The sequence below is a fragment of the Microbacterium oleivorans genome (genome assembly GCF_023715745.1).
In the GTDB taxonomy this organism is placed as follows: domain Bacteria; phylum Actinomycetota; class Actinomycetes; order Actinomycetales; family Microbacteriaceae; genus Microbacterium; species Microbacterium oleivorans_D.
In genome coordinates this window covers 439,114-463,043 of the sequence record NZ_JAMBOV010000001.1, presented here as the reverse complement: position 1 = coordinate 463,043, position 23,930 = coordinate 439,114, and the positions used below count along the sequence as shown (strand labels likewise).

Annotated in this window: 22 protein-coding genes, 3 tRNA genes and 1 pseudogene; 15 read left to right on the top strand and 11 right to left on the bottom strand. The window is 65.8% G+C overall.

Going from position 1 to position 23,930, the window contains the following annotated elements:
* Positions 1-10: 10 nt before the first annotated feature.
* The 3 genes from ftsH to tilS form a co-directional block, all read right to left on the bottom strand.
* Complete coding sequence (gene ftsH / locus M3190_RS02170; protein ID WP_251577863.1) at positions 11-2,014, bottom strand: ATP-dependent zinc metalloprotease FtsH; 2,004 nt, start codon at positions 2,012-2,014, stop codon at positions 11-13.
* Between the two features lie 69 nt (positions 2,015-2,083).
* Positions 2,084-2,635, bottom strand: a complete 552-nt coding sequence (gene hpt / locus M3190_RS02165; protein ID WP_251577861.1) for a hypoxanthine phosphoribosyltransferase — start codon at positions 2,633-2,635, stop codon at positions 2,084-2,086.
* Between the two features lie 9 nt (positions 2,636-2,644).
* Positions 2,645-3,676, bottom strand: a complete 1,032-nt coding sequence (gene tilS, locus M3190_RS02160; RefSeq protein ID WP_251577859.1) for a tRNA lysidine(34) synthetase TilS — start codon at positions 3,674-3,676, stop codon at positions 2,645-2,647.
* 162 nt (positions 3,677-3,838) lie between these two features.
* On the opposite strand from tilS, the gene M3190_RS02155 reads away from it, so the two are divergent.
* Complete coding sequence (locus M3190_RS02155) at positions 3,839-4,372, top strand: inorganic diphosphatase (protein WP_251577857.1); 534 nt, start codon at positions 3,839-3,841, stop codon at positions 4,370-4,372.
* A gap of 65 nt (positions 4,373-4,437) precedes the next feature.
* Here the strand turns inward: M3190_RS02155 and M3190_RS02150 are convergent, their stop codons facing one another.
* A complete protein-coding gene (locus M3190_RS02150) occupies positions 4,438-5,901 on the bottom strand; it encodes a peptidoglycan DD-metalloendopeptidase family protein (protein ID WP_251577855.1) in 1,464 nt (487 codons plus the stop codon).
* Between the two features lie 211 nt (positions 5,902-6,112).
* Here M3190_RS02150 and M3190_RS02145 point away from each other — a divergent pair.
* The 4 genes from M3190_RS02145 to M3190_RS02130 all read left to right on the top strand — a co-directional run bounded on the left by M3190_RS02145 (position 6,113) and on the right by M3190_RS02130 (position 9,136).
* Positions 6,113-6,185, top strand: a tRNA-Glu gene (locus M3190_RS02145).
* 21 nt (positions 6,186-6,206) lie between these two features.
* Positions 6,207-6,280, top strand: a tRNA-Asp gene (locus M3190_RS02140).
* Positions 6,281-6,348: 68 nt separating this feature from the next.
* A tRNA-Phe gene (locus M3190_RS02135) sits at positions 6,349-6,421 on the top strand.
* A 324-nt stretch (positions 6,422-6,745) separates the two neighbouring features.
* Entirely contained in the window at positions 6,746-9,136 is a 2,391-nt protein-coding gene (locus M3190_RS02130) for a P-loop NTPase (protein WP_251577854.1), read from the top strand.
* A gap of 509 nt (positions 9,137-9,645) precedes the next feature.
* On the opposite strand, the gene M3190_RS02125 is transcribed toward M3190_RS02130, so the two are convergent.
* The 3 genes and pseudogenes from M3190_RS02125 to M3190_RS02115 all read right to left on the bottom strand — a co-directional run bounded on the left by M3190_RS02125 (position 9,646) and on the right by M3190_RS02115 (position 11,547).
* On the bottom strand, positions 9,646-10,170 hold the full coding sequence (locus tag M3190_RS02125) for a hypothetical protein (protein WP_251577852.1): 525 nt from the start codon (positions 10,168-10,170) through the stop codon (positions 9,646-9,648).
* Positions 10,170-11,099 (bottom strand): annotated as a pseudogene (locus M3190_RS02120) (tyrosine-type recombinase/integrase). The gene M3190_RS02125 and the pseudogene M3190_RS02120 overlap by 1 nt, the downstream one beginning before the upstream one ends.
* Before the next feature lie 205 nt (positions 11,100-11,304).
* On the bottom strand, positions 11,305-11,547 hold the full coding sequence (locus M3190_RS02115; protein WP_251577850.1) for a helix-turn-helix transcriptional regulator: 243 nt from the start codon (positions 11,545-11,547) through the stop codon (positions 11,305-11,307).
* Between the two features lie 94 nt (positions 11,548-11,641).
* Between M3190_RS02115 and M3190_RS02110 the strand changes: the two genes are divergently transcribed.
* A complete protein-coding gene (locus tag M3190_RS02110) occupies positions 11,642-12,088 on the top strand; it encodes a hypothetical protein (protein ID WP_251577848.1) in 447 nt (148 codons plus the stop codon).
* Between the two features lie 116 nt (positions 12,089-12,204).
* Here M3190_RS02110 and M3190_RS02105 read toward each other — a convergent pair whose 3' ends face one another.
* Entirely contained in the window at positions 12,205-12,918 is a 714-nt protein-coding gene (locus tag M3190_RS02105; RefSeq protein WP_251577846.1) for a type II restriction endonuclease, read from the bottom strand.
* A gap of 186 nt (positions 12,919-13,104) precedes the next feature.
* Here M3190_RS02105 and M3190_RS02100 point away from each other — a divergent pair, with 186 nt between their 5' ends.
* From M3190_RS02100 to M3190_RS02090, 3 genes are all read left to right on the top strand, one after another.
* Complete coding sequence (locus M3190_RS02100; protein ID WP_251577844.1) at positions 13,105-14,265, top strand: DNA cytosine methyltransferase; 1,161 nt, start codon at positions 13,105-13,107, stop codon at positions 14,263-14,265.
* An 83-nt stretch (positions 14,266-14,348) separates the two neighbouring features.
* On the top strand, positions 14,349-15,494 hold the full coding sequence (locus M3190_RS02095; RefSeq protein WP_308222231.1) for a DUF262 domain-containing protein: 1,146 nt from the start codon (positions 14,349-14,351) through the stop codon (positions 15,492-15,494).
* Positions 15,491-16,426 carry a hypothetical protein gene (locus M3190_RS02090; protein ID WP_251577840.1) on the top strand — a complete coding sequence of 312 codons (936 nt, stop codon included), beginning with the start codon at positions 15,491-15,493 and terminating at the stop codon, positions 16,424-16,426. The genes M3190_RS02095 and M3190_RS02090 overlap by 4 nt, the downstream gene beginning before the upstream one ends.
* 153 nt (positions 16,427-16,579) lie before the next feature.
* Here M3190_RS02090 and M3190_RS02085 read toward each other — a convergent pair whose 3' ends face one another.
* Positions 16,580-17,404 (bottom strand): hypothetical protein, encoded by an 825-nt coding sequence (locus M3190_RS02085; RefSeq protein ID WP_251577838.1) that lies wholly within the window; start codon positions 17,402-17,404, stop codon positions 16,580-16,582.
* Between the two features lie 493 nt (positions 17,405-17,897).
* Positions 17,898-18,185 (bottom strand): hypothetical protein, encoded by a 288-nt coding sequence (locus M3190_RS02080; RefSeq protein ID WP_251577836.1) that lies wholly within the window; start codon positions 18,183-18,185, stop codon positions 17,898-17,900.
* A gap of 51 nt (positions 18,186-18,236) precedes the next feature.
* Between M3190_RS02080 and M3190_RS02075 the strand changes: the two genes are divergently transcribed.
* The gene (locus M3190_RS02075; protein ID WP_251577834.1) at positions 18,237-18,833 is read left to right on the top strand and encodes a class I SAM-dependent methyltransferase; all 597 of its coding nucleotides are present in this window, start codon (positions 18,237-18,239) and stop codon (positions 18,831-18,833) included.
* Between the two features lie 3 nt (positions 18,834-18,836).
* Here M3190_RS02075 and M3190_RS15310 read toward each other — a convergent pair whose 3' ends face one another.
* The gene (locus M3190_RS15310; RefSeq protein ID WP_285875886.1) at positions 18,837-18,971 is read right to left on the bottom strand and encodes a hypothetical protein; all 135 of its coding nucleotides are present in this window, start codon (positions 18,969-18,971) and stop codon (positions 18,837-18,839) included.
* Positions 18,972-19,026: 55 nt separating this feature from the next.
* Between M3190_RS15310 and M3190_RS02070 the strand changes: the two genes are divergently transcribed.
* The 5 genes from M3190_RS02070 (at position 19,027) to M3190_RS02050 (ending at position 23,922) form a co-directional block, all read left to right on the top strand.
* Positions 19,027-19,779: a DeoR/GlpR family DNA-binding transcription regulator gene (locus tag M3190_RS02070; RefSeq protein ID WP_251577832.1), complete on the top strand. Its 753-nt coding sequence runs from the start codon at positions 19,027-19,029 to the stop codon at positions 19,777-19,779.
* 61 nt (positions 19,780-19,840) lie between these two features.
* Positions 19,841-21,883 carry a bifunctional aldolase/short-chain dehydrogenase gene (locus tag M3190_RS02065; protein WP_251577830.1) on the top strand — a complete coding sequence of 681 codons (2,043 nt, stop codon included), beginning with the start codon at positions 19,841-19,843 and terminating at the stop codon, positions 21,881-21,883.
* Between the two features lie 41 nt (positions 21,884-21,924).
* Positions 21,925-23,169 (top strand): alpha-hydroxy acid oxidase, encoded by a 1,245-nt coding sequence (locus M3190_RS02060; RefSeq protein ID WP_251577828.1) that lies wholly within the window; start codon positions 21,925-21,927, stop codon positions 23,167-23,169.
* Between the two features lie 22 nt (positions 23,170-23,191).
* A complete protein-coding gene (gene arr, locus M3190_RS02055) occupies positions 23,192-23,599 on the top strand; it encodes an NAD(+)--rifampin ADP-ribosyltransferase (RefSeq protein ID WP_251577826.1) in 408 nt (135 codons plus the stop codon).
* A complete protein-coding gene (locus tag M3190_RS02050) occupies positions 23,599-23,922 on the top strand; it encodes a hypothetical protein (RefSeq protein ID WP_251577824.1) in 324 nt (107 codons plus the stop codon). Before arr ends, M3190_RS02050 begins: the two co-directional genes overlap by 1 nt.
* Positions 23,923-23,930: the final 8 nt, after the last annotated feature.

Genomic DNA, 23,930 nt, shown 5'->3' with positions numbered 1-23,930 from the left:
GAGCGGAGCCTCAGGCCGTCGCGGGTCGAGCCTGCCCCGTCGCGTGCCGCGCGGGGGAGGACTCGGCGGCCGCCTGGGAGGCCTCGGTGTTCGCCGCGACCGGAGCCTCGGCGCGACGCGGCACCTCGACGGGAGGCAGCGTCGAGACGGGACGCTCGCTGCTCGAGAGCCACTGCGGACGCGGCGGCAGCTTCTTCACGTCCTTGAAGATCTCGGCGAGCTCGATGTGGTCGAGGGTCTCCTTCTCGAGGAGCGCGAGGGCGAGGCGGTCGAGGATCTCGCGGTTCTCGTTGATCACCTGGTAGGCCTCGTTGTGGGCCTGCTCGATCAGCCCGCGCACCTGCGCGTCGACGCGCTCGGCGATCCGCTCGCTGAAGTCGCGGCCGTGACCCATGTCGCGTCCCATGAAGACCTCGCCCGAGGACGAGCCGAGCTTGACCGGTCCGACGTCGGTGGTCATGCCGTACTCGGTGACCATCTTGCGGGCGATGCCGGTGGCCTTCTCGATGTCGTTCGAGGCACCGGTGGTCGGGTCGTGGAAGACGATCTCCTCGGCGACGCGGCCGCCCATGGCGTACGTGAGCTGGTCCTGCAGTTCATTGCGCGTCACGGAGTACTTGTCGTCGAGCGGCAGCACCATCGTGTAGCCGAGGGCCTTGCCGCGCGGCAGGATCGTCACCTTCGTGACCGGGTCGGTGTTGTTCATCGCGGCAGCGGCGAGGGCGTGGCCGCCCTCGTGGTAGGCCGTGATGAGCTTCTCCTTGTCCTTCATGACGCGCGTGCGGCGCTGCGGACCGGCGATGACGCGGTCGATCGCCTCGTCGAGCGCGCGCATGTCGATCAGCTGCGCGTTCGAGCGGGCGGTCAGCAGGGCCGCCTCATTGAGGACGTTGGCCAGGTCGGCGCCGGTGAATCCGGGCGTCTTGCGGGCGATGACGGCGAGGTCGACCGAGGGCGACAGCGGCTTGCCGCGTCCGTGCACCTCGAGGATCCGCTGACGGCCCTTGAGGTCGGGCGCGTCGACGCCGATCTGGCGGTCGAAGCGACCGGGGCGGAGGAGTGCCGGGTCGAGGATGTCGGGACGGTTCGTCGCGGCGATGACGAGCACGGACACCTTGGGGTCGAAGCCGTCCATCTCGACGAGCATCTGGTTGAGCGTCTGCTCGCGCTCGTCGTGACCGCCGCCCATGCCGGCGCCGCGGTGGCGGCCGACGGCGTCGATCTCATCGATGAAGATGATGGCGGGAGCGTTCTCCTTGGCCTCCTTGAAGAGGTCGCGAACGCGACTGGCGCCGACACCCACGAACATCTCGACGAAGTCGGAACCCGAGATGGAGTAGAACGGGACGCCCGCCTCACCGGCGACGGCGCGTGCGAGGAGGGTCTTGCCGGTTCCGGGAGGGCCGTAGAGCAGCACGCCCTTCGGGATGCGGGCACCGACGGCCTGGAACTTGGCAGGGTCCTTCAGGAAGTCCTTGATCTCCTGCATCTCCTCGATCGCCTCATCCGAACCGGCGACGTCGGCGAAGGTGACCGTCGGGGTCTCCTTCGTCACGAGCTTCGCCCGGGACTTGCCGAACTGCATGACCTTGCTGCCGCCGCCCTGGGCGCTGGAGAGCAGCCACCAGAAGAGCAGACCGAGGATGAGGATGGGAAGGAGGATCGAGATGAGGCTGCCGAACCAGCTCGTCTGCGGCACGACGTCGTTGTAGCCGTCCTTCGGCGCGGCGTTGTCGACGGCCTGCACGACCGCGTCGGCGCGCTCGGTGACGTAGTAGAACTGCACGTTCGTCGCACCCTCGAACGGCTCGCTGAGGATGAGGTCGACGCGCTGGTCGCCGTCGGTCAGGGTCGCCTGCGTCACGGTGTCGCCGCCGAGGAGCTCCAGCCCCTCCTGCGTCGTGATGCTGCGGGCACCCGTCAGGTTGGTGATGAGGGTCATACCGACGATCAAGAGCACGCCGATGAGCACCACGTAGACGAACGGGTTGCGGGAGAGCTTCTTGACGTTCATGGTGCGTTCAGGCTACCCCTGCCGCGCTATGCGAGGTCTGTGCGTTCGTTTTGGGCGTACCGCGCGGAATCACGCGTAGACGTGGGGCGCGAGGACCGCCACATCGCGCAGGTTCCGGTACTTCTCCGCGAAGTCCAGACCGTAGCCGACGACGAACTCGACCGGGATGTCGAAACCGACGTAGCGGCAGTCGATCTCGACCTTCGCCGCCTCGGGCTTGCGGAGCAGTGCGAGCACCTCGATGGACGCCGCGCCGCGCGACGCGAAGTTCTCCAGCAGCCAGCTGAGCGTCAGCCCCGAGTCGATGATGTCCTCGACGATGAGCACGTGCTTGCCCGAGATGTCGGTGTCGAGGTCCTTCCGGATCTGCACGACACCGCTCGACTTCGTCCCGGCGCCGTACGAGGAGACCGCCATCCAGTCCATCTCGATCGGGCGCTTGAGCGACCGCGCGAAGTCGGCCATCACCATGACGGCGCCCTTCAGGACGCCGACGAGCAGCAGGTCCTTGCCCTCGTAGTCGGCCTCGACGCGGCGCGCGAGCTCTTCGAGCTTTGCCTGGATCTCCTCCTCGGTGACGAGGACATCGGTGAGCTGGTCGGCGATCTCGGCTGCGCGCATTGCAGAAGTCTAAAGTTCGGGATCGAATGGCGGGAATCGGGCGGCGCCGGCCCCGGCGTCCGCTCCCGTGAACTCGATCACCCGACCGGTGCGCCGGGCGCGGCATCCGGGCAGGTCGATGGGTCCCTGCCCCGACCACTCCGTGACCAGCCGCGCCACCTCGAGGGTCTGCGTGCGCGTGAGCGAGGTGTGGAACTCGCTCGCGACGACGTGCCGGATGATGCGGTGACGCAGCGCCGGGGGGTTCGCCGCGAGCGCGGCGACCGACACCGCGATACCGGCCTCGGCATGCTCGACGATGTCCTCGATCGTCTCGTCGATCATCTCGTCGAAGGCGTCCGCGTCCTCCCGCAGCTGCGCGGCCGTGCGGGCGAGGGCTTCGGCGATGCCGGGACCGAGCTCGGCCTCGAGCACCGGCAGCACGCGCTCGCGCACGCGCACGCGGGTGTAGAGGGGGTCGATGTTGTGCGGGTCGTCCCACGGTTCGAGACCCTGCGCGGTGCACGCGGCGCGCGTCGTGCTGCGGCGGACGTCCAGCAGCGGGCGGAGCAGCGGGACGCCGTCGAGATCGGATGCCGCGGCCATCCCCTGCAGGCTGCCCGCACCCGATCCTCGCGCGAGACCGAGGAGCACCGTCTCGGCCTGGTCGTCGAGCGTGTGCGCGACGAGGACGGCGGCGGCACGGATGTCGCGCGCGGCATCCCGCAGCACGCGGTAGCGCGCGTCGCGCGCGGCGGCCTCGGGCCCGCCGTCGGCGCCGACCTCGACCCGCACGATCAGGGGGTCGAGTCCGAGGCCCGCGGCGGCGCGGGCGGCAGATGCGGCGACCTCGGCGGAGTCCGCCTGCAGCCCGTGGTCGACCGTGACGGATGCCGCGCGGAGTCCGGCCTTCGGCGCCTCGAAGCCGACCGCGGCGGCCAGGGCGAGCGAATCCGCGCCGCCCGACAGCCCGACGATGACAACGGCACCCTCGGGAAGCCCGGCCAGGGCGGCGCGGGCGGCGCGACGGACCTCGGCGACGGCGGGGTTCAGGGACGGCACGAGGCCACGCTATCCCGCCCCGCGGCGGACCGGACTCAGGAGAACCCGCGCCGAGAGGCGGCTGACACCGCCCTCCGAGGCGCTCCTTCCGGAGTTCGGCACACGCAGCCGCGCCAGTAGGCTGGTCGGCGCATCCCACCGGACTTTCAAAGGAGCACAGGCATGGGCGCGTACGACGCCGTCATCGAGATCCCGCGCGGCAGCCGCGTGAAGTACGAGGTCGACCACGGCACGGGCCGCGTCTTCCTCGACCGCGTTCTCTTCACCCCCATGGGGTACCCGTCGAACTACGGGTTCTTCGAGAACACGCTCGGCGAGGACGGCGACCCGCTCGATGTCCTGGTCCTCCTCGACCGCGAGATCTTCCCGGGCGTGCTGGCCAAGGTTCGCCCCGTCGCGGTCCTGAAGATGAGCGACGAGGCCGGCGGCGACGACAAGGTCGTCGCGGTCCTCGCGAAGGACCCGCGGTGGGCGCACATCCAGGACGTCGACGACATCGACGAGTGGACCAAGGGCGAGATCGGCCACTTCTTCGAGCGCTACAAGGACCTCGAGCCCGGCAAGTGGGTCAAGGTCGACGAGTGGGCGAACGCCGCCGAGGCCGAGCGCCTCGTCGCCGAGGCGTTCGAGCGCTTCGAGCAGCATGAGGGCGAGACCCGCACGCAGGGTGAGGGCGAGTCCCCCAACACGCTCTGACGTGAACAGAAGAGGGTCGGATGCCGCGCGGCATCCGACCCTCTGTCGTTTCCGGACGAGCGGCGTCAGACGCTGATGCCGCGGGCGCGCAGGAAGGGCGCGGGGTCGACGCGGACGCCGCCGCGGTAGACCTCGAAGTGCAGGTGGCAGCCGGTGGAGGCCCCGGTGCTGCCGATGTAGGCGATGGTCTGGCCGGCGCGGACGCGATCACCGTAGCCGACGTTGTATCCACCGTTGATGATGTGCGCGTAGCCGGTGACGGTACCGTCGCTGTGGCGGACCTGGATGTAGTTGCCCCAGGCGCCGCTGTAACCGGCGAAGACGACGGTGCCGGATGCCGCGGCGTAGATCGGCGAACCGCAGGAGCTGGCGAAGTCGATGCCGCGGTGACCACTGGCCGTGCATCCGCCCGAGGAGCAGATGCTGCCGCGGGTGCCGAACCAGGAGCTGATCCAGCCGTGCGCGGGCCGCACCCACCCGGAGGACTGGACGACTCCGCCACTGCCACCGCTGCTGCTTCCGCCGCCGGACGAGCCGCCGCCGGAGGATCCACCCGTGCTCGGCTTGGGCTTGTTGGCCGCGGCGGCCGCTGCTTCTTCCCGGCGACGCTTCTCCTCGGCGAGGCGCCGCGCTTCTTCTTCGCGGGCCTTCCGGGCAGCCTCTTCCCGAGCCTTGCGGGCGGCTTCCTCGCGACGCTTGCGCTCAGCCTCCACGCCGGCCTTGTAACCGGCGACGGTCTTCGCGGTGGTGTCGCGGAGTGCGTCGAGCTGCGCCTCGAGCACCTCGCGGTGCTCGTTCTGGGCGGCGAGGGCAGCCTGCGCGGCCTGCGCGGCATCCTGTGCGGCCTGCATCTTCTGCTCGGCTTCGACCTTGCGCTTGTCGCGCTCGTCGCGGGCGACCTGGGCCTGCGCCGCAAGGCTCTTCGCACTGTCGCGGGCGCCGACGGCCTCGGCGTACACGTCGCGGTTGGCGTCGACGAGGCGGTCCATCGTGCCGAGGCGTCCGAGCAGATCGTCGGCACTGGCCGAGGAGTCCGAGAAGAAGAGCTCGAGGGTGCGGTCACCATTGCCCGACCGGTACTGCTGGGCGGCGAGGACCCCGAGCTTCGCAGCGGACTCCTTCGCGCGGGCCTCTTCGGCGTCGGCCTTGGCCTGCAGCGCGTCTGCGCGGGCCGCGGCGTCCTCGAAGGCGATCAGGGCGTCCTGGTACTCGACGCCGAGCCGCTCAGCCTCGGCCTGCTTGGCCGCGACGTCGTTCTCGAGAGACGAGATGAGGTTCTGGATGCGGGTGATCTCGGAGCCCTTGGCGGCCTCGTTGCTGCGCGCCTTCTCGACGTCGTCCCAGCTGGGGTACGAGACGGCGGCGAAGGCAGGGAGGGCGAAGCCGAGACCGGTGGATGCCGCGGCGACACCGAGCGCACCGAGTCCGAGGACGTTGCGCCGGCTGATGCGCGACGAGAACGTGCGCGCCTCTTCTGCCGTGGGCGCGCAGCCGCAATCGACGTCCGACGCCTCGGAAAGATCGGTCACTGCACACACCCTTCCCTCGGCCAGATGGCGTGCTGATCCGCCCATCACAGTAGCAACACTGTTCACATTCGTCACAGGGAAATGTGCGGACGGCCGCCGCCATCCTGCCCCTGTTCTCGCGGCGGAGGATGTCGGCGCGCCCTCGATTCGCACATTCGTCGGGGATCGCATATGCTTGACCCTCGGTAAGCGTGAGCCCCCGGGTTCGCTCGGCCCCATCGTTTAGCGGCCTAGGACGCCGCCCTTTCACGGCGGTAGCACGGGTTCGAATCCCGTTGGGGTCACTCCCACAATTTAATAAGCATGGCCCTGTAGCGCAGTTGGTTAGCGTGCCGCCCTGTCACGGCGGAGGTCGCGGGTTCAAGTCCCGTCAGGGTCGCTCCGAGCGACGAGCCCTTTGTTTTCAGAGGGCTCTTCGTCTAGGACATGGCTCTTCTGCAGCCATGCGGCTCTGTAGCTCAGTTGGTAGAGCGCACGACTGAAAATCGTGAGGTCACGGGATCGACGCCCGTCGGAGCCACACGGACCGTCGTTACAACGGTCCCAGAAACCCTCGCCTAGCTTCTACATGGCGGGGGTTTTGCTTTGCCCTGGTGGAGGGCGGTTTCGAAACCCCCAATCGAGTTCGTCCGCCCTGTCTCGTCAGCGAGCGAAGAGAGCTAGGACGCGCTGGGCACACGAAGAGCGTCCCCGTCAACGCACGTCTGGGCCGGTCTCGGGCCGGTTGGGTTCTTGTCTTCGGTCGTCGCTCGATCCATCGGATCAGCCTCGGCCAGCGCGGTCCGCTCTCGAAGGCAGCAGTGGCGAGTCGCTTATCGATAGGCTCCGAGGTCCAGGAGGAACCATGTCGACCAATGCACCGATCGTCAACGCGATCCGACGGGGGGAAGCTGTACTCCTCACCGGAGCAGGTTTCTCCCGCGGCCTGACCGATCACTTCGGAGATCTGCTTCCCGTCGGGCAGGAACTCGCGAAGAGCATCTGGCCTATCGCCTTTCCTGATGAACCCTTCGACGCCGCGACCGCGCTGGCCATGGTCTACGAGGAAGCGCTGCGGCGGTCACAGACCCTTCTGGGCGAACAGCTGGGACGTCACTTCAACATCGATCGCGCTCTCCTCCCCGAGCGGTACGTCGATTGGTACTCATTGCCATGGCATCGCGTCTATACGCTCAACATCGACGATTCGGACCATGCAGTCGCCGACAGGCTCCCGGACCGATTGCAGATCATGTCCGCATTGAGTTCCACCCCCGGCAGCGTCGACCGCAACAAGCTCGCCGTCGTCCATGTTAACGGCGTCCTTGATGAGTTCCCCAACGTCACCTTCTCACCGTGGGAATTTGCCGGCCGCACGGCGGCCCAGGATAGCTGGTACCAGGAGTTCGTCACCGACATATCCACGCGGCCCACGGTAGTAATAGGGTCCGTTCTTGATGAGAGCCCCTTATGGCACTACATGCAACTTCGCGGAAGTCGAGGAAGCGGGCGTGAACTTCGCCCAAAATCGTGGCTGGTAACGCCAAAGATCGACCCCGGCCGCCGCGCGATGTTGCAACGGCTGAACTTTGAACATCAGGCAGAAATAGAGCAGGCTTTCTTCGAGCGCGCCATCGCGCCACATGTAGACGATCTCAAAGCCTCTCAACGCGGATCGACGGATACCCTCGGGCCCCTGCTCGCGGTCGACCAGCAACTACGCAGCGCGGGTAAGGGGAGCGCTGATTTTCTTCTTGGCGCCGCACCTACTTGGGGAGACGTCGCCGACGGTTTCGCGGCGACGTTCGCGTTCGATAACGAGCTGCTGAAGACGACACGCTCCCTAACCACCGGCGTGATTGCCGTGACCGGCAGCGCCGGGTCAGGTAAGTCGACGTCATTGATGCGGACCGCAGCTGCTCTCGCGTCCGAGGGCCTGACCGTTGTTTGGCTTGACCGCGAGACCGAGTCGTCCATTAGCCACATGAGAAGCGAGATCGCACGACTCAATCCCGACGTCGTATTCGTAGATGACCTCGATCGCTTTGCAGGCGACGCCGACCACTTGCTGCGCTCACTCATGCAAGCGTCCGACGATGTTGTGATCGTGGCTTCTGTCAGGAGCGCGCGGTTCACCCAGCTGCGGTACGCGGAACGCCTCAATTTGGAAGCTCACCTCCGTCAAGAACGACTGACGGACGAAGACGCAGAGGCATTGATTTCAGCGCTCTCCCGTTCCAACAGGCTTGGAGCACTGCTCAATCTGAGCCACAGCGAACAACTCCGTAAGCTGACAGAACGTGATGACAGACAGTTACTCGTCTCCTTGATCGAGGCCACGTCTGGGCAGCGGTTCCACGATCGAGTTGCTGACGAGTGCCGCTCTCTGACGGACGCCGAGTTATCAATCTATGGACTTGTCTGCACGTCTATGTGGGCCGACAATCGCGTCCTGAGCAAACAGGACGTCCTATTCGCTACAACGCGAACCTTCGATTCAAACTCCGCTCTCAACGCACTCCTACGCCTCGAGGAGTCGCGACTCGTGCTCGGCGACGCTAGCGGCTATCGCGCCCGGCACCGGGTAGTAGCGGAGTCGTCGATCGACTATTTCCGAGAGGAAGGCCTCCTTGAGCATTGGCTCACAGACCTCATCTTTTTGTGCGCCTCGCATTACACGGTCGGGAGCGCCCGCCAGACTCGCTACGGCAGACTGCTGATCAGACTCATCAATCATCGGAACCTCAAACGTCTAGTCGTTGACACCCCAACCATCCAGCGGCTCTACGGACAAGTCGAGCAATGGCTCACGAAGGACCCCCACTACTGGCTTCAACGAGGGAGCTTCGAAACGGACTACGGTGACTTCGGGGCGGCAGAGAACTTCCTCCGTCAAGCCCGCGCGCTGTCAGAAGATGACGCCCTTGTTGACACCGCATGGAGCATGCTTCTCCTAAAACGGAGCGTCGATTCGCCGACGTCCCCGAGTGCGCAAGCCGATGTGAACGTGGCGATCGCGATCTTGAAGGGGGTGATGCTAGATCCTCAGCGAAATGTCCCCCACACCTTCGCCGTTTTTCTTTCCCTTGGATTGCGCTGGCTTCGTAGCGCCCCTATCGCTCGTCAGGAGAAGCTGGCTTTGAAAGAGGATCTTCTCAAGTTCGCCCGTATTGGTTCCGCGCGCTTCGCGACAAATCCCGAGGTCCGTGACAATGCCGATGCTGCCGAACGCTGGTTGGCCACCAATTTCGTCTGATTTCGTCTGGCCGACCGAGCATGTCGCAGTCAGCTGGATTTGATGCCGTGCAGCCCTACGCGCCGGCCGCTAGCGCCTAAAGCCCTCGACCAACCCTTGTCTTTCGGAGCAGAGCTCTTCAAGACCGTGCCTCAGGGCGGCGTCCAGGTCCTCAGCGAATGAGCTCGTCGCGCTTCCCGCACGAGCCACCTGCTCGATGTGGCAGTACTCTTCCGCCTCAGCGCGCGCTGCCAACCTCGCGTAGAAGCGCTGGGTGGCTTCATCTGATCGAGCCACTGACCCATCCCCTCGTGTGTCCGACGCGCCGCGGCCCCGCCAGGAACGCCCTCGATGCGAACTCCTCAGATCATGACAAACCTCCCACTGTAGCTCGCGCTCACCGAGCCCTGCCAGTCCACGGCGGCCTCGTGATGCTGGGACAGGAGCTGGCTCACGATCCCAGGCGCTGAATCCCTCCTGAACGCAGCGCAGACAACATCGATCGCGGTGGCGAATCTCAGTTCGCGTCACTACCCCCAGATCACGTCGGGGATCTCCGCAACGACGAGCGAGAGCTTCCGTTCGGTCCTATCTAGCGCGTTCCCCAGAGATGCACGATCCTCGAACGCGGTTAGAAGGTTGGGATACCCGTCAAGCATCACCCACCCCTTCAGCAGCGTTAGATCCAGATCCCATTCGGTGTTCGACAGGTCGCGGTACCGTTCGCGAGAGCGCTCGATGTCTGCCTCAGCATCCGCTCGATCCCACCCGGTCACTCGGCACAGGGTCGCGATGACGGACTCCCACCGGTCATTGAGCTCCGCCAGCCTGGAGTGCTGTGTTTCGTGACAGGCGCCGCACAGCGCGATCACTCCCGCGAGTCGCTGCACGGGGGTGGATTCGTGCCCTTCGAACTCCCAGATCTCGTGACAGTCCGGATTTGCGCGTGCCCTCGCCGTAGAACGAGGGCTGACCACACACCTCGCACAGTCGGCCCGCGCGCTCCGCGGTTCGACGACTGTTCTGCAGCCGTCTTCGTTACGGATGATGGTCATCAGTCCACGCTCCTTCGAGTATGAGCAGGGCCTGAGCCGAAGAGCGAGTCGATTGCAGCGGCCGCCCGCTTGGCGACGTCGGAGCGAGCGCGGCTGTAGCGCTCAGTCATCTGGATGCTCGAGTGGCCGAGCACCGCCTGCACGTCGTTCACCGAAGCGCCGGCGTCGAACAGCATCGTTGCGAGCGTGTGACGCAGGTCATGGATGCGGAGATCCTCGCGGTGCAGCGTCGTGCGGAGCGTCTATCAGTCGATCGCACGTCGCACGTTCGAGGCATAAATTCGCCCACCACGAGGCCCCGTGAACACGAGGTCGCCCCGGTGCCTGCCGGCCATAGCCTGGGTCAACGGCGCGACGAGCGGCGCCGGGATCGGCACGTCCCGTTCCTTGTGACTCTTAAGAGTCAGCTCAACCCCTCGGCTGTCCGCGCCAATGCTGAAGGCTCGGCGCACGTGGATCGTCCTCTGAGCAAGGTGGACGTCCTCGATCCGCAACGCGGTCGCTTCATTGGCACGCATACCGGTGTAGACGAGAGCGGCGATGGAGCGCCGATAGTGCGCATCATCGATCGCTGCAAGCAGCGTCGGCACCTCGGCGGCAGTGTGCGCGGGAGATCGCAAACTCGTCGCCGACTCGGATTTCGGACGACGCGCGAGACGCGCTTGGTTTAGCGGCACGAGGTGCGCGCGGACAGCGCCATCGAGCAAGCGGCTCAGCACCGAGAGCGCGTCGATGCGCGTAGAGGTACTCCCCTCCCATCCAGCGATCGCCTCCTCGATAACGCCCGCCGTGAGCTTCTCGAGCTTCACGTGTCCCAGCCACGGCTTCACCCGAAGCCGCCACCCACGCTCATACGCCCGCGCCGTCGATTCGCGCACGCTGCCCTCGATAACCGACCAATGCCGCGAGTGCCACTGGGTTAGCGTCATGTCACCGTCGGGGTAGCGGCGAGTGCGGGTCTCAGCGCGGAGCCTCTTCGCCTCGGCGAGCGTCTCGAAGAAGTTCGATCGTTCGCGCTGCTCGCCGTTCAGCCCGATGGCCCAGACGCGCACCTGGTACTTCCCGCGATCCTTCGAGAAACGGATGCCCTCGGCCAGTGGGCGCCGCGTCTTCGGGTCGATCCGTTCGGCTCGTTCAGCCGACACCGCGGGTACCGCCAGCCTCGAGGAACGCTGCGATGGTCGACGCGCGCCACAGCATGTGCTTGCCCATGTGCGCGTCGGGGAGCGGAAACCGGTCCTGCCGCCGCAGCGAGTCGAAAGTCGACAGGGGAACCTTGCAGAGGGCAGCAGCCTCGCGCCAAGACAGGTATTCGTTCGACTCGACGTGATTGAAGACATCGATCTGCGGGTCGTCGGCAATGGTGTGAGTGGTCACGACGTGCTCCTTTCTGACGTGGGGCGTCGTTCCGGAGCCGGTGCGCAACGTTCTGCAACGCCTCCAGGAGCGAGCGGCAGCGGGGGTCGACGCCATGGACACCCGGATCACCGGTGACACCCCGCGGAACCATGACGAAGCGTTCCTGCAGATGTCACGGGCAGCGGAAGCCGCTGATCGCGCGACCCGCGACTACCGAAGCGTCTTCAACGCCCACACGCACAAGTTCCACCAGCCGAAGCCCCTGCTCGGCGAACTCGCTGCCATGCAGGGCGCGATCACACAGTCATTCGCGAAGCGATACACGTCGGAGACCGTGGAAGCGATCGAGGCTTCGCTCTCCGAGGAGCCAGACCTCGACGCGATCCGCACGGGCATCCGAGCGCTTGGCTTCAAAGACCTTCGCGGAATCTCGAACGCGCTCGACCGAGCGATTGAAGCCGCCGAGGCGCAGCGAGGTTTCGAACCCTGGCTGCCGTCCGCCGACGAGGCCCGCGCCACAAGCCGCGCCCTGCAGGACCTCGGCGATGTCGAGCTGTGAGAACTTTCTTTACTTGTTTCGAGGCCGGCCTGACGGCCGGCAATGACGCCTGCGGTGTGTCCGGTCCTCGCTCCGCTGCGGTCCGGGCGCTCCTCGGCGTCGGGACCGGTCTGCGTTCAGCCCTTCGTAAGTAGCTTGTCTAGCTGCTGCTGCACTACTCGTCCGATCTTGAATGGGAACTTGCGCCAGAAGGCGTAGAACTCCTCCGGTGTCGCAAACTCACCGCGGCCAGCCCGCAGATCCTCGATGTCGACGACCGCGCCGATGTACTCGCGAGTTGTGGACGAACGCTGCTTGCTGGCGATCTTCCATGCAGGCTGCACGATCAGTTCGAGATCCTCCACGCGAGAAGGGCTCTCCTCGTTCAGCGTGTAGAGCACCACGATGTCCAGGTGCGAGGCGCAGTCCGCGAAAGGTCTGAACGTTCCAGGCCAATGCAGCGTGGGATACCGGAAGTAGGTGTTGCCCGTGTAGAGCGTGATTCGGCTCTCAGTGTTCTTGCTGACGCCCTTCTTCGTTCGCTTCCGTCGCGCAACCTTGATGTCCACAGCGTGGAACTCGTCGTTGAGGCTGGACCCGGTGAACTCCAAGTCTGGATAGCCCCGCTCAGTTCCGCGCATGAGTTCGAGTCCCGTAGTGGCCACCACGTGCTCAGCGATGTGATCCGCGACACTCACCTCGAGAACGTTTGCTAGCGAGGCCGACTCCTTGGGTAGCGGAAGGATGTGTCCTCCCCCCAGCACAATCGCCTCGAGTTCGTCCGCATTGTTTGCGGTGATCGGCCACTCGTGCTCACCGTCTTTCCGGTAGACGCCGAGGAGGTCGAACACGTAGGCACTGCATGCGGACTGAAGCCAGGCTTGCAGATCTAGGGCGTTGGGCACGCGTACCAGCATCCCATCGCGTTCGAGGGATCATGTGTTCCACGAACGCATGTCGGAGGCTTCGGGCAACATACGGTCAGCGATACTTGACGAACACGCTGCTCCGATCAGGAGCGAGCAATGGAGGTGTGAATGTCCGAGCAACTGCCGGTTGTAAGCCTTTTCTCTGGCGCTGGCGGACTCGACCTCGCGGCGGAGCGAGCTGACGCCGAGCCGCTCGTATCCGAGGACCGAGGCTCCGGACTACTGCGAGTGGCAGTAGCCACCGACTACAATGATCCGGCCCTGGCTACCCTTCGTGCGAACTTCGGCAATGTCCCAACTGTCACCGGAGACATCCGAAATGTCCCAACCGAGCAGATTCTTGATCGAGCCGGACTTCGGTCTGGCGAGCCCACGCTCGTGATCGGGGGCCCACCGTGTACCCCGTTCAGCAAGTCAGGCTTCTGGCTCGAGCAAAAGCGCGAGAGTCGCGACCCGAACGCATCGCTGCTTGACGAGTACGTTCGCGTAGTGCGGGAGACACGCCCCGAGGCATTCATCCTCGAGAACGTGCAGGGCCTCACGTACAAGACTCATCGCGCACAGCTCGAACGCCTCCTGCAGTCGCTGGGACAACTCGGATACAACCCGCAGTGGCGGGTTCTGCTGGCAGCCGACTATGGAGTGCCCCAGCTGCGTCGACGCGTGTTCGTTATCGGTCGTCGCGACGGGGAGCGACTGCAATTCCCGGAGCCAACGCACTCGGGCTGGAGTGAACGCGATCGAAAGATCGACTTGTCGAAGACGCCACACGTAACCGCCAGCCAGGCATTTGCAGGTCTCCCCCAGGTAGCGCGCGCTGCGCTCGATGAGGTTGTGGACGGAACCTACGGTGAACTCGCGTCAGAGATTCCCCCGGGCCAGAACTACCTCTGGCATACCGACCGATACGGCGGACGCAATGAGTTCGAGTGGCGCAGCCGGTACTGGACGTTCCTCCTGAGACTGCACCCCGACCGCCCCTCCTCAACGCTGCAGGCCCAACCAGGCCCCTGGGTCGGGCCGTTCCACTGGGAGAACGTCAAGACTAAATCCGGCGACACCCGAGCGCGCAGGCTCCGGGTTAACGAGATTCTGCGACTGATGTCCTTCCCGGATGATTTCGTGATCGAGGGGTCACGTGCCGATGTCCAACGGCAGCTCGGTAATGCCGTGCCGATGGAGCTCGGCAAGGCCGTGATTCGATCTGTAGTCGAGCAGCTCGGCCACAGCACCGTCGCACGCCGAGGTGGATCGCTCTTATTCGCCTGAGTTCGGAACCTTCACACGATCCGGCACTGGCTCTTCGGGTATGACTTCGTCAGTGCCCATAGGTCTCTAGCCGCACTGCATCTATGCACCTGTCGGCGCGTCGGACACCCGATCGTTCTGGACGCCTGACTAACCGGTCGGGTTGCAATTGGGGTGCGTCCGCCATAGTTGAATTGACGCATCCGCCAGACCCACCAAGAGGCACTCAGATGACTACGAAGCGATTCGAACGCACACCCAGCCCTCAGACAGTTAGCTGGTTCCTCGACCTGGACGACGGAGGAAGGCTGAATCTTGACCCCCCGTACCAGCGAAGGAGCGTATGGAGTCCCCAGTACCGTCGGTTCTTCATCGACTCAGTGCTCCGCAACTACCCAACCCAGTCAATCTTCATAGACCGGGTGGTTGACCCTGACCAGCCGACCGAGTATCGAGTGTTGGATGGGAAGCAGCGCCTGACGACGATACTGCTATTCGTTCGAAACGAGTTCGCGGCTCCCGACTCACTCGAAGATATGGGTCTTGCGGGAAGGTACTACGAGGACTTCCCAAAGGAAGACAAGCTCCGCATTCTCGAATATCTTTTCACTGTCGAGATGGTTACGAATACGACGTCGGCAGAACTGAACCAGGCGTTCGACCGACTGAACCGCAATGTCGCCCGATTGAATAAGCAAGAGCTGCGCCACGCCCAGTTCGACGGGGCCTTTATCAGAAAGGTCGAGGAGCTGGCGGAAGATTCGTTCTGGGAGCAGATCGGGCTCGTCACCGATGCACGGCGGCGGCGCATGCTCGACGTCGAGTATGTCTCGGAATTCTATGTCGTTGCCGCCGCGGGCATCCAGGACGGCAAGGATTATCTTGACGAGAAGTACGCAGCGTGGGACGAGGAAATTCCCGGTGCACGTCGCATCAACAAGCGATTCGCAGATACCCTCGCGTACCTAGCGAAACTGGATGAAGAACTTCCCCTGGCATCGACGCGCTTCTCCAACGTGGCCGATTTTTACTCGCTTTGGTCGGCGCTGATCGACCTCCGAGACCGCGAGCAACTGCCTCCAGCTCCTGTCACCGCTCAGCGCCTGTCGGACTTTGCCGCCGAACTCGACCGCGGCGAGACCGATCGCGCGGTGCAATACGTCCTATCGGCCAGACAGGGATCTAACAAGGCTGCTAACCGGACTGCGCGGGCTAAGACGCTTGCTCAGGTGATGTCGCAGTCAGCATGATCCCAGCGAAGGTCACGATCTGGCGAGCCAATCTCGAGCAAGATCTCGACACGCTCCGAGAGGTGATCGAACCGAAGTTGCGAGCCGCTCTCCAAGGTCTCAACGTCGAAGCAGTCACTTTCCGGAAGAAGCAAGCCAAGAGCATCCACCAAAAGCTACAGTCTGGCAAGATCGTCGAGGCGAATGGCATTCGAGACCTGCTCGGATTTACGGTCGTCGTCCTGTACCGCCACGAGATTCCGTCCGCCATCGAGTTGCTCAAAGCGAGCGAACTCGCAGTCGACGATCCCGGTCCCATAGAAGTCGGCCCGAGCGACTTTCGCTACCACGAACCAAAAGTCTTCGTTCGTCCACCGGCCGCGTATCTAGAACGACACCCTCTGCTTGTCCAGGAGTGCGAGGTGCAATTCACGACTGTTCTTCAGCATGCTTTGGACGTGGCAACTCACGACTTCGACTACAAAGGCCGGAACTATTCTTGGAGCAACTTCCGGTTAGTTGCACAAATGCGCGGGATTCTCGAGATGATCGACCGCACTATTGACGACATCGACGCCATCGTGCTGCCCGAAGATCTGACCGTGGCGACCCCGCAGCCGATGCTCGAAGCCGGATCAGTTCTCGAGGTTCTCGAGGCGCACTTCGCCGAGAAATTGCCGGAAGATCGACGACGGCTTGCTGATACCGTCGTCGGCTGGCTGCACGCTGCAGAGCTGTCCAGTGACGACCTGAACGACGCGCTGACAACCAACACGGATCTTGTCGCTGCGAGGTCGCTTGACCCCACGAGTGCCGTCTTAGGCGTCATCCTCCGTCGAGCGCCTCAGATGGTGCACTCTTACCCGGGCCGATTCTTCATTTCGGATGAACTGCGAACGCTCTGCGTCGAGGCGGAGCAGGTTCCGGCGGAGAGACTCGTCGGAGGCATCTAGCCTGGAGCCGCGAACTCGGCTGCGGGTATCGAGAACAAGCCATGCCGGGCGAGCATGTCTCGGCGAAACCGCGTGCGAACAAAAGCTCGAGAGGGTCATGTGCTCCGCGCACACCCAACTAGTCTCGGATCAGGCCGAGGCAATGTGCCACGCTCAGCTTGGCGGCGTCCAACGTCGGTTGGGGTCGTCCCAGATGCTCGTAGAGGCCTCAGGTTCGACGCTCTTGGTGGAACGCTGAGCGTCCTGCTGAAATCCCGTGGCGACAGCATCGAGCGCCTCGATCGCACGGTGGGCCGCTTCGGCCTCCGCAGTTGTCACCACGGCACGGAGCGACGAATTGCCGTGAGTTATCTGGATATTCACCGTGGTCGGGATACTCGAGTCAGCTCCCGGCGGCGTTCGCCGGCGAGCAAAAAGGGCTTTGATTCCGTCCCAGATCGCGCTTGCTCCGATGGAGAGCAACATAGAAACCGCAACCTCGATGTAGATTTGCGGGTCCGGGACGACGGCGAACTGATAGGCACGCTGGACTAGTACGTACTCGGCCGAGACGCCACGCTGAACGAGCCGTTCCTCAGCATGAATTAGCGCTTCATCATCGAACCAGGCGTGGTCAGCGCCCAGTTGCAACCGGGCGCCAGACTTAGAAGGAGTGTCCACGTCGCGCGCAAGCGGAGTCATCACCGTCGCCGACATCGCCGGACGCGACTCAATGAATCGGACGTCATTCGCGTGTATCTCCGCTCGGAAGCGTAGCTCGGTGATGCCGTCGCTTCGATCATGTGCGAAGACCTCAACGCCACGCATTCGGATCGGTTTCGTCAGGTCATGATCGAGGTGAAATGGCAAAGGCTTCCCATTCATTCGGTCCGCGAAGCTTTCGAGGAGCCCTCGAGGGAAGGCGACTCCGCCGTACGCCTCGATCGGCTCGCTCGTCATCAAGACGCCGTGCACGGGGTGCCACTCGACTTCGGCCATTGGATCATCGTGCCATGCGGGCCGAACCACAGCGTTGTAAACCTTCTGCGGACCTCGGCTCACTCAGATCGCGCGGCGACTCGATCGCCGGGGCATCAATGTGCTCCCGGTGCGGTGCGACGTCCGCACGGCGCTGTTCGCATCGACGCTCACGTCATCCGGCTCGACGCGATGACAAGCTCATCAGATGGCCCGGAGGCACGGGCTGCCCTTCGCCCGCGTTTCAGGGGGGTGATGACTCGTGGAGCCTCCGTGACTTAGGCGCGGTCTAGTAGCGAATCGGGGCCGGTACGGCGCCGGGAAGTCGGCTGAAACTATCGAGACCCAGCCATCACCAACGAGCAGACCTTCTGCGGAATCACGCGGCAAACGAGCACTCGTCAGCACCCACCGACCCGGCGCATACAACTGAAATCGTGAGGTCACGGGATCGACGCCCGTCGGAGCCACACGGACCGTCGTTACAACGGTCCCAGAAACGCTCGCCTAGCTTCTACATGGCGGGGGGTTTGCTTTGCCCTGGACCGTCCGTCTCGAGCATCGCTTTCACGGCCGCCGGACGGAGCCTGCTGTTGTCGGCGATCTGCTGAGCCGTCAGGCCTGACGCCGCCAGCGCACGGACGATCGACGCGGCGGCGGCCATCGCTCTGTCGCTGTCGTCTGCGCGGGACGTCGGCAGCTCGTCCTCGAGCGCTCGCAGCAGCTCTCGCTGCCGCTCCGTGAGGCGCAGGACCTCAGTTCCGGGGATGCGGATGTCCCAGTCGGGTTCGCGAGCGCTCATGTCACGGCATCGTGGCACACGGACAGTCCGCGTCGTGGGTACTCTCGCGAGATGGCCAGCACCACCGCCGCGTACGCGAGCCGGGCATCCGAATACATCGACGCCCTCGGAACCGTGCGTCTGATGCACGACGCGGATCGCCATCTCATCGAGATGTGGGCAGCCGCGGCATCCGGTCCGCTCATCGACGCAGGGTGCGGACCGGGGCACTGGACGCAGCATCTGGCGGATCGCGGCGCCGACATCCGCGGGATCGATCTCGTGGCGGAGTTCATCGACCACGCCCGTGCGACCCACCCCGGCACCCGGTTCGACGTCGGGAGCATCGAGTCGATCGACGAATCGGATGCCGCGATCGGCGGTGTGTTGGCGTGGTTCTCGACGATCCACCACGACCCGTCCGACATCGGGGTTCCGCTGGCCGAGATCGCGCGCGTGCTGCGGCCCGGCGGGTCGCTCCTGCTCGGCTACTTCGACAGCGAGCAGACCGAGGCGTTCGATCACGCCGTCGTGGGGGCCTACCGCTGGAAGGCGAGCGACCTGGAGCGCGTCCTCGAGTCCGCGGGGTTCGACGTCGTCGCCGTCCATCGCCGCGCGGAACGCGGCACGCGACCGGTCGGGGCGATCATCGCCGAGCGCCGGAGCTGACCCTCACCGCGGCTCCGTCACCCGCACCAGCCCGCAGTTCAGGCACGACCAGGCGACCGCGAACCGCTCATCGTCGAGGATCTCGAAGCGCAGCGGATCGCCGCAGGTGGGGCACATGACCGCCGGGCGCTCGCTCACGCATCGAGCCTAAGCTCGCCACGGCGACCCGGGGCGGCCCGGCTACCCTGATCGCATGCCGCCCCTCCTCAGCGCCCAACGCCGGTCGCGCCTCGTCGAGATGCTGGCCGAGTCCGGCAGCATCCGCCTCGAGTCCGCCGCTGACGCGCTGGGCGTCTCGGTCATGACGGTGCGCCGCGACCTCGACGACCTCGTCCGCGACGGCCTGGCCCGGCGCGTCCGGGGCGGCGCCGTCGCTGCGATCGTGCCGCAGGGCTTCAGCGAGCGGATCGCCGCCCGCGGCGGCGCGAAGGCCGAGATCGCCCGCAAGGCGCACGACCTGCTCCCCCACGGCGGCGCCGCGGCGATGGATGCGTCCTCCACCGTCGGCGCGCTCCTATCCACCCTCGACGAGAGCCACGAGCTGCTCGTGGTCACCAACTCCTATGACAACCTCCGCACCGCACAGGCCCGACCGGCCGTCGACGCGATCCTGCTCGGCGGGCGCCTCGAGCCGCGCACGGGCAGCTTCGTCGGCGCGCAGGCGTGCGAGAGCGCGGCACGCTTTCACTACGACCGCTTCTTCACGAGCGCCGCCGCCCTCGACCCGTCGTTCGGCACGAGCGAGACGACGCTCGAGGAAGCCGAGGTCAAGCGCGTCCTCGCCGCCAACGCCGACGAGACCGTCGTGCTCGCGGACTCGTCGAAACTCGAGCGCCTGGCCGTCGCGCGCGCCCTGCGCTGGACCGATGTCGATGTCCTCGTCACCGACCTCGACCCCTCCGATGAGAGGCTCGCCCCGTTCCGGGATCTGGTCGACATCCGCTGACCGTGTTAGATTGTGAAAGGTTTCACAAAATCTTTCACGTCTGAGCCTCGCAGGAGAGTCGATGTCTTCCACACCCACGGCCGCCGCCGACCTGATCGCGCGCAGCAACCGCCTCGGTTCCGACCCGAAGGTCACCAACTACGCCGGCGGCAACACCTCCGCCAAGGGCACCGACACCGACCCGGTCACCGGTGAGCCCGTCGAGCTCCTCTGGGTCAAGGGCTCGGGCGGTGACCTCGGCACGCTGAAGCCCGAAGGACTGGCGGTCCTCCGCCTCGACCGCATGCGCGCCCTCGTCGACGTCTACCCCGGCGTCGAGCGTGAGGACGAGATGGTTGCGGCCTTCGACTACTGCCTCCACGGCAAGGGCGGCGCTGCTCCGTCGATCGACACCGCCATGCACGGACTGGTGGATGCCGCACACGTCGACCACCTGCATCCGGACGCCGGCATCGCCATCGCGACCGCCGCCGACGGCGAGAAGCTCACCCGCGAGATCTTCGGCGACAAGGTCGCCTGGGTGCCGTGGCGCCGCCCCGGCTTCCAGCTCGGCCTCGACATCGCCGCGATCAAGGCGGAGAACCCCGACGCGATCGGCTGCATCCTCGGCGGACACGGCATCACCGCCTGGGGCGACACCTCCGAGGAGACCGAGCGCAACAGCCTTTGGATCATCGAGACCGCGCAGGCCCACATCGACGAGCACGGTGCGGCGCAGCCCTTCGGCGGCGTCCGCGCCGGCTTCGAAGCGCTCCCCGACGCCGAGCGCCACACGAAGGCCGCCGCCCTCGCGCCCACGATCCGCGGGCTCGCCTCGACCGACAAGCCCATGGTCGGCCACTTCACCGACAGCGACGTCGTGCTCGACTTCCTCGCCTCCGAGAAGGCCCCGGCTCTCGCGGAGCTCGGCACGAGCTGCCCCGACCACTTCCTGCGCACCAAGGTCAAGCCGCTCATCCTCGACCTGCCGGCATCCGCGTCCGTCGAGGACGCGATCGCGCGCCTCCGTGAACTGCACGAGGCGTACCGCGCCGACTACCAGGCGTACTACGACGCGCACGCGACGGCGGACTCCCCCGCGATCCGCGGGGCCGACCCGCTCATCGTCCTCGTCCCGGGCGTCGGCATGTTCAGCTACGGCGCGAACAAGCAGACCGCCCGCGTCGCCGGCGAGTTCTACGTCAACGCCATCAACGTCATGCGCGGCGCCGAGGCCCTCTCGACTTACTCGCCCATCTCGGACGCGGAGAAGTTCCGCATCGAATACTGGGCCCTTGAAGAGGCGAAGCTGCAGCGGATGCCGAAGCCCAAGACCCATCAGGGGCGCATCGCGTTCGTCACGGGCGCGGCATCCGGCATCGGCAAGGCGATCGCCACGCGGCTCGCCGCCGAGGGCGCGTGCGTCGTCGTCGCCGACCTGGACCTCGAGAAGGCGCAGGCCGCCGCAGCAGAGCTCGGCGGCACGGACGTCGCGATCGGCGTCGCCGCGAACGTGGCGGATGCCGAGGGGGTGCAGGCCGCGATCGACGCGACCGTCCTCGCCTTCGGCGGCATCGACCTCGTCGTCAACAACGCCGGTCTCTCGCTCTCGAAGCCGCTGCTCGAGACCACCGAGAAGGACTGGGATCTGCAGCACGACGTCATGGCGAAGGGCTCGTTCCTCGTCGCCAAGGCCGCCGCGAAGGCACTCATCGAGCAGCGGATGGGCGGCGATGTCATCTACATCTCGTCGAAGAATTCCGTCTTCGCCGGGCCCAACAACATCGCCTACTCGGCGACCAAGGCCGACCAGGCCCATCAGGTGCGTCTGCTGGCCGTCGAGCTCGGCGAGCACGGCGTACGCGTGAACGGCATCAACCCGGACGGCGTCGTGCGGGGCTCGGGCATCTTCGCCGCCGGCTGGGGCGCCAACCGCGCCGCGACGTACGGCGTGAAGGAAGAGGATCTCGGCCAGTTCTACGCGAACCGCACCATCCTCAAGCGCGAGGTCGTCCCCGAGAACGTCGCCGACGCGGTGTACGTCCTCACCGGCCCCGAGCTCTCGCGCACGACCGGTCTGCACATCCCGGTGGACTCCGGCGTCGCCGCCGCGTTCCTCCGTTAATCACGGTCCGCGTCGAATCACCCCAGAGGAAGATGGTCCCCATGGTGCAGCGTCAATTCCCGAAGCCGGTCGAGCTGCTCGAGCTCATGCAGTTCAAGAAGCCCGAGCTCAACGGCACGAAGCGCCGACTGGATGCCGCATACACGATCGCCGACCTGCGCAAGATCGCGAAGCGCCGCACCCCCAAGGCCGCGTTCGACTACACCGACGGCGCCGCCGAGGGCGAGACCTCGCTCGCCCGCGCCCGTCAGGCATTCGAGGACGTCGAGTTCCACCCCGACGTGCTGCGCCCCGCCGCCGAGGTAGACACCTCCGTCGAGATCCTCGGGGGCCCGTCCGCGCTCCCGTTCGGCATCGCACCGACCGGCTTCACCCGGCTCATGCAGACCGAGGGCGAGGTCGCCGGGGCCGGAGCGGCGGGGGCCGCCGGCATCCCGTTCACCCTCTCGACCCTCGGCACCACCTCGATCGAGGGCGTGAAGGCCGCCAACCCGCACGGCCGCAACTGGTTCCAGCTGTACGTCATGCGCGACCGGGAGATTTCCTACGGTCTCGCCAAGCGCGCCGCCGAGGCCGGCTTCGACACCCTGCAGTTCACCGTCGACACACCGGTGGCCGGTGCGCGCCTGCGCGACAAGCGCAACGGCTTCTCGATCCCGCCGCAGCTGACCCTCGGCACGATCGTCAACGCGATCCCGCGGCCCTGGTGGTGGATCGACTTCCTCACGACGCCGAAGCTCGAATTCGCGTCGCTGTCCGCGACCGGCGGCACCGTCGGCGACCTGCTCAACGCGGCGATGGACCCGACGATCAGCTACGAGGACCTGAAGGTCATCCGCGAGATCTGGCCCGGGAAGATCGTCATCAAGGGCGTGCAGAACGTCGAGGACTCGAAGCGCCTCATCGACCACGGCGTCGACGGCATCATCCTGTCGAACCACGGCGGACGCCAGCTCGACCGGGCACCCATCCCCTTCCACCTGCTGCCCACCGTCGTCCGCGAGGTCGGCAAGGATGCGACCGTCATGGTCGACACCGGCATCATGAACGGCGCCGACATCGTCGCCGCGATGGCGCTCGGCGCGAAGTTCACGCTCATCGGCCGCGCCTATCTCTACGGCCTCATGGCCGGCGGCCGGGCGGGCGTCGACAAGACGATCGAGATCCTCCGCAGCGAGATCGAGCGCACCATGAAGCTCCTCGGCGTCGCCTCGATCGCCGAGCTCGAGCCCCGCCACGTGACGCAGCTCACGCGCCTCGCGCCGATGCCCCGTTCCGACGTCTGACCCTGCGCGCTAGCCTGACGCGGTGAGCGCAGCGGACGAGACCGGGCCCTTCTTCCACGGCACGAAGGCCGACCTGCAGATCGGCGATCTGCTCACGGCGGGACGCCGTTCGAACTACCGACCGACGCTCGTGATGAATCACATCTACTTCACGGCGACACGGGACGGTGCCGGGCTCGCGGCCGAGCTCGCCGCGGGCGACGCCGAACCGCGGGTGTACATCGTCGAGCCCACCGGGCCGTTCGAGGACGACCCGAACGTCACGGACAAGAAGTTCCCCGGCAACCCCACGCGCTCGTACCGCAGCACCGAGCCGCTGCGCATCGTCGGCGAGATCACCGACTTCCCGCGTCTGACACCCGAGGCCCTCGCGGACTGGAAGCGCCGGATCGCCGCCATCGAGGAATCCGGCGGCGAGATCATCAACTGATGACCGTCCGCTTCTGCCGCAGCCGCAACGCCGGCCGCCGCTGCACCCGCCCGCTCGACCACCCGGGCCTGCATCGCCACCGCACGATCATGTGGACGGATGCGGCAGCCGACCCTGCCGATTGCCCCGGCTCCGGCGAACCCGGCGAGCCCGCCGCAGCGCTCGCGGACGGCTGGCCCTCCGGGCGCGCCCTGTGCCCCGTCTGCCATCGTTTCGTCCCCCTCCGAGACGGCAGGCTCACCGCGCACGAGACGTCGGATCCGCAGGAGACGGATGCCGAGACCGCCCACCGTCAGGAGTGGCTCAACACCCACGGCTGGTGAAGGCCCTC

What these genes read in the sequence shown, in the direction of transcription:
- ftsH (WP_251577863.1), bottom strand. Translation starts at nt 2,014, where the DNA reads ATGAACGTCAAGAAGCTCTCCCGCAACCCGTTCGTCTACGTGGTGCTC.
- hpt (WP_251577861.1), bottom strand. Translation starts at nt 2,635, where the DNA reads ATGCGCGCAGCCGAGATCGCCGACCAGCTCACCGATGTCCTCGTCACC.
- M3190_RS02155 (WP_251577857.1), top strand. Translation starts at nt 3,839, where the DNA reads ATGGGCGCGTACGACGCCGTCATCGAGATCCCGCGCGGCAGCCGCGTG.
- M3190_RS02130 (WP_251577854.1), top strand. Translation starts at nt 6,746, where the DNA reads ATGTCGACCAATGCACCGATCGTCAACGCGATCCGACGGGGGGAAGCT.
- M3190_RS02125 (WP_251577852.1), bottom strand. Translation starts at nt 10,170, where the DNA reads ATGACCATCATCCGTAACGAAGACGGCTGCAGAACAGTCGTCGAACCG.
- M3190_RS02110 (WP_251577848.1), top strand. Translation starts at nt 11,642, where the DNA reads ATGGACACCCGGATCACCGGTGACACCCCGCGGAACCATGACGAAGCG.
- M3190_RS02100 (WP_251577844.1), top strand. Translation starts at nt 13,105, where the DNA reads ATGTCCGAGCAACTGCCGGTTGTAAGCCTTTTCTCTGGCGCTGGCGGA.
- M3190_RS02095 (WP_308222231.1), top strand. Translation starts at nt 14,349, where the DNA reads ATGCACCTGTCGGCGCGTCGGACACCCGATCGTTCTGGACGCCTGACT.
- M3190_RS02090 (WP_251577840.1), top strand. Translation starts at nt 15,491, where the DNA reads ATGATCCCAGCGAAGGTCACGATCTGGCGAGCCAATCTCGAGCAAGAT.
- M3190_RS02085 (WP_251577838.1), bottom strand. Translation starts at nt 17,404, where the DNA reads ATGGCCGAAGTCGAGTGGCACCCCGTGCACGGCGTCTTGATGACGAGC.
- M3190_RS02080 (WP_251577836.1), bottom strand. Translation starts at nt 18,185, where the DNA reads ATGAGCGCTCGCGAACCCGACTGGGACATCCGCATCCCCGGAACTGAG.
- M3190_RS02075 (WP_251577834.1), top strand. Translation starts at nt 18,237, where the DNA reads ATGGCCAGCACCACCGCCGCGTACGCGAGCCGGGCATCCGAATACATC.
- M3190_RS02070 (WP_251577832.1), top strand. Translation starts at nt 19,027, where the DNA reads ATGCCGCCCCTCCTCAGCGCCCAACGCCGGTCGCGCCTCGTCGAGATG.
- M3190_RS02065 (WP_251577830.1), top strand. Translation starts at nt 19,841, where the DNA reads ATGTCTTCCACACCCACGGCCGCCGCCGACCTGATCGCGCGCAGCAAC.
- M3190_RS02060 (WP_251577828.1), top strand. Translation starts at nt 21,925, where the DNA reads ATGGTGCAGCGTCAATTCCCGAAGCCGGTCGAGCTGCTCGAGCTCATG.
- M3190_RS02050 (WP_251577824.1), top strand. Translation starts at nt 23,599, where the DNA reads ATGACCGTCCGCTTCTGCCGCAGCCGCAACGCCGGCCGCCGCTGCACC.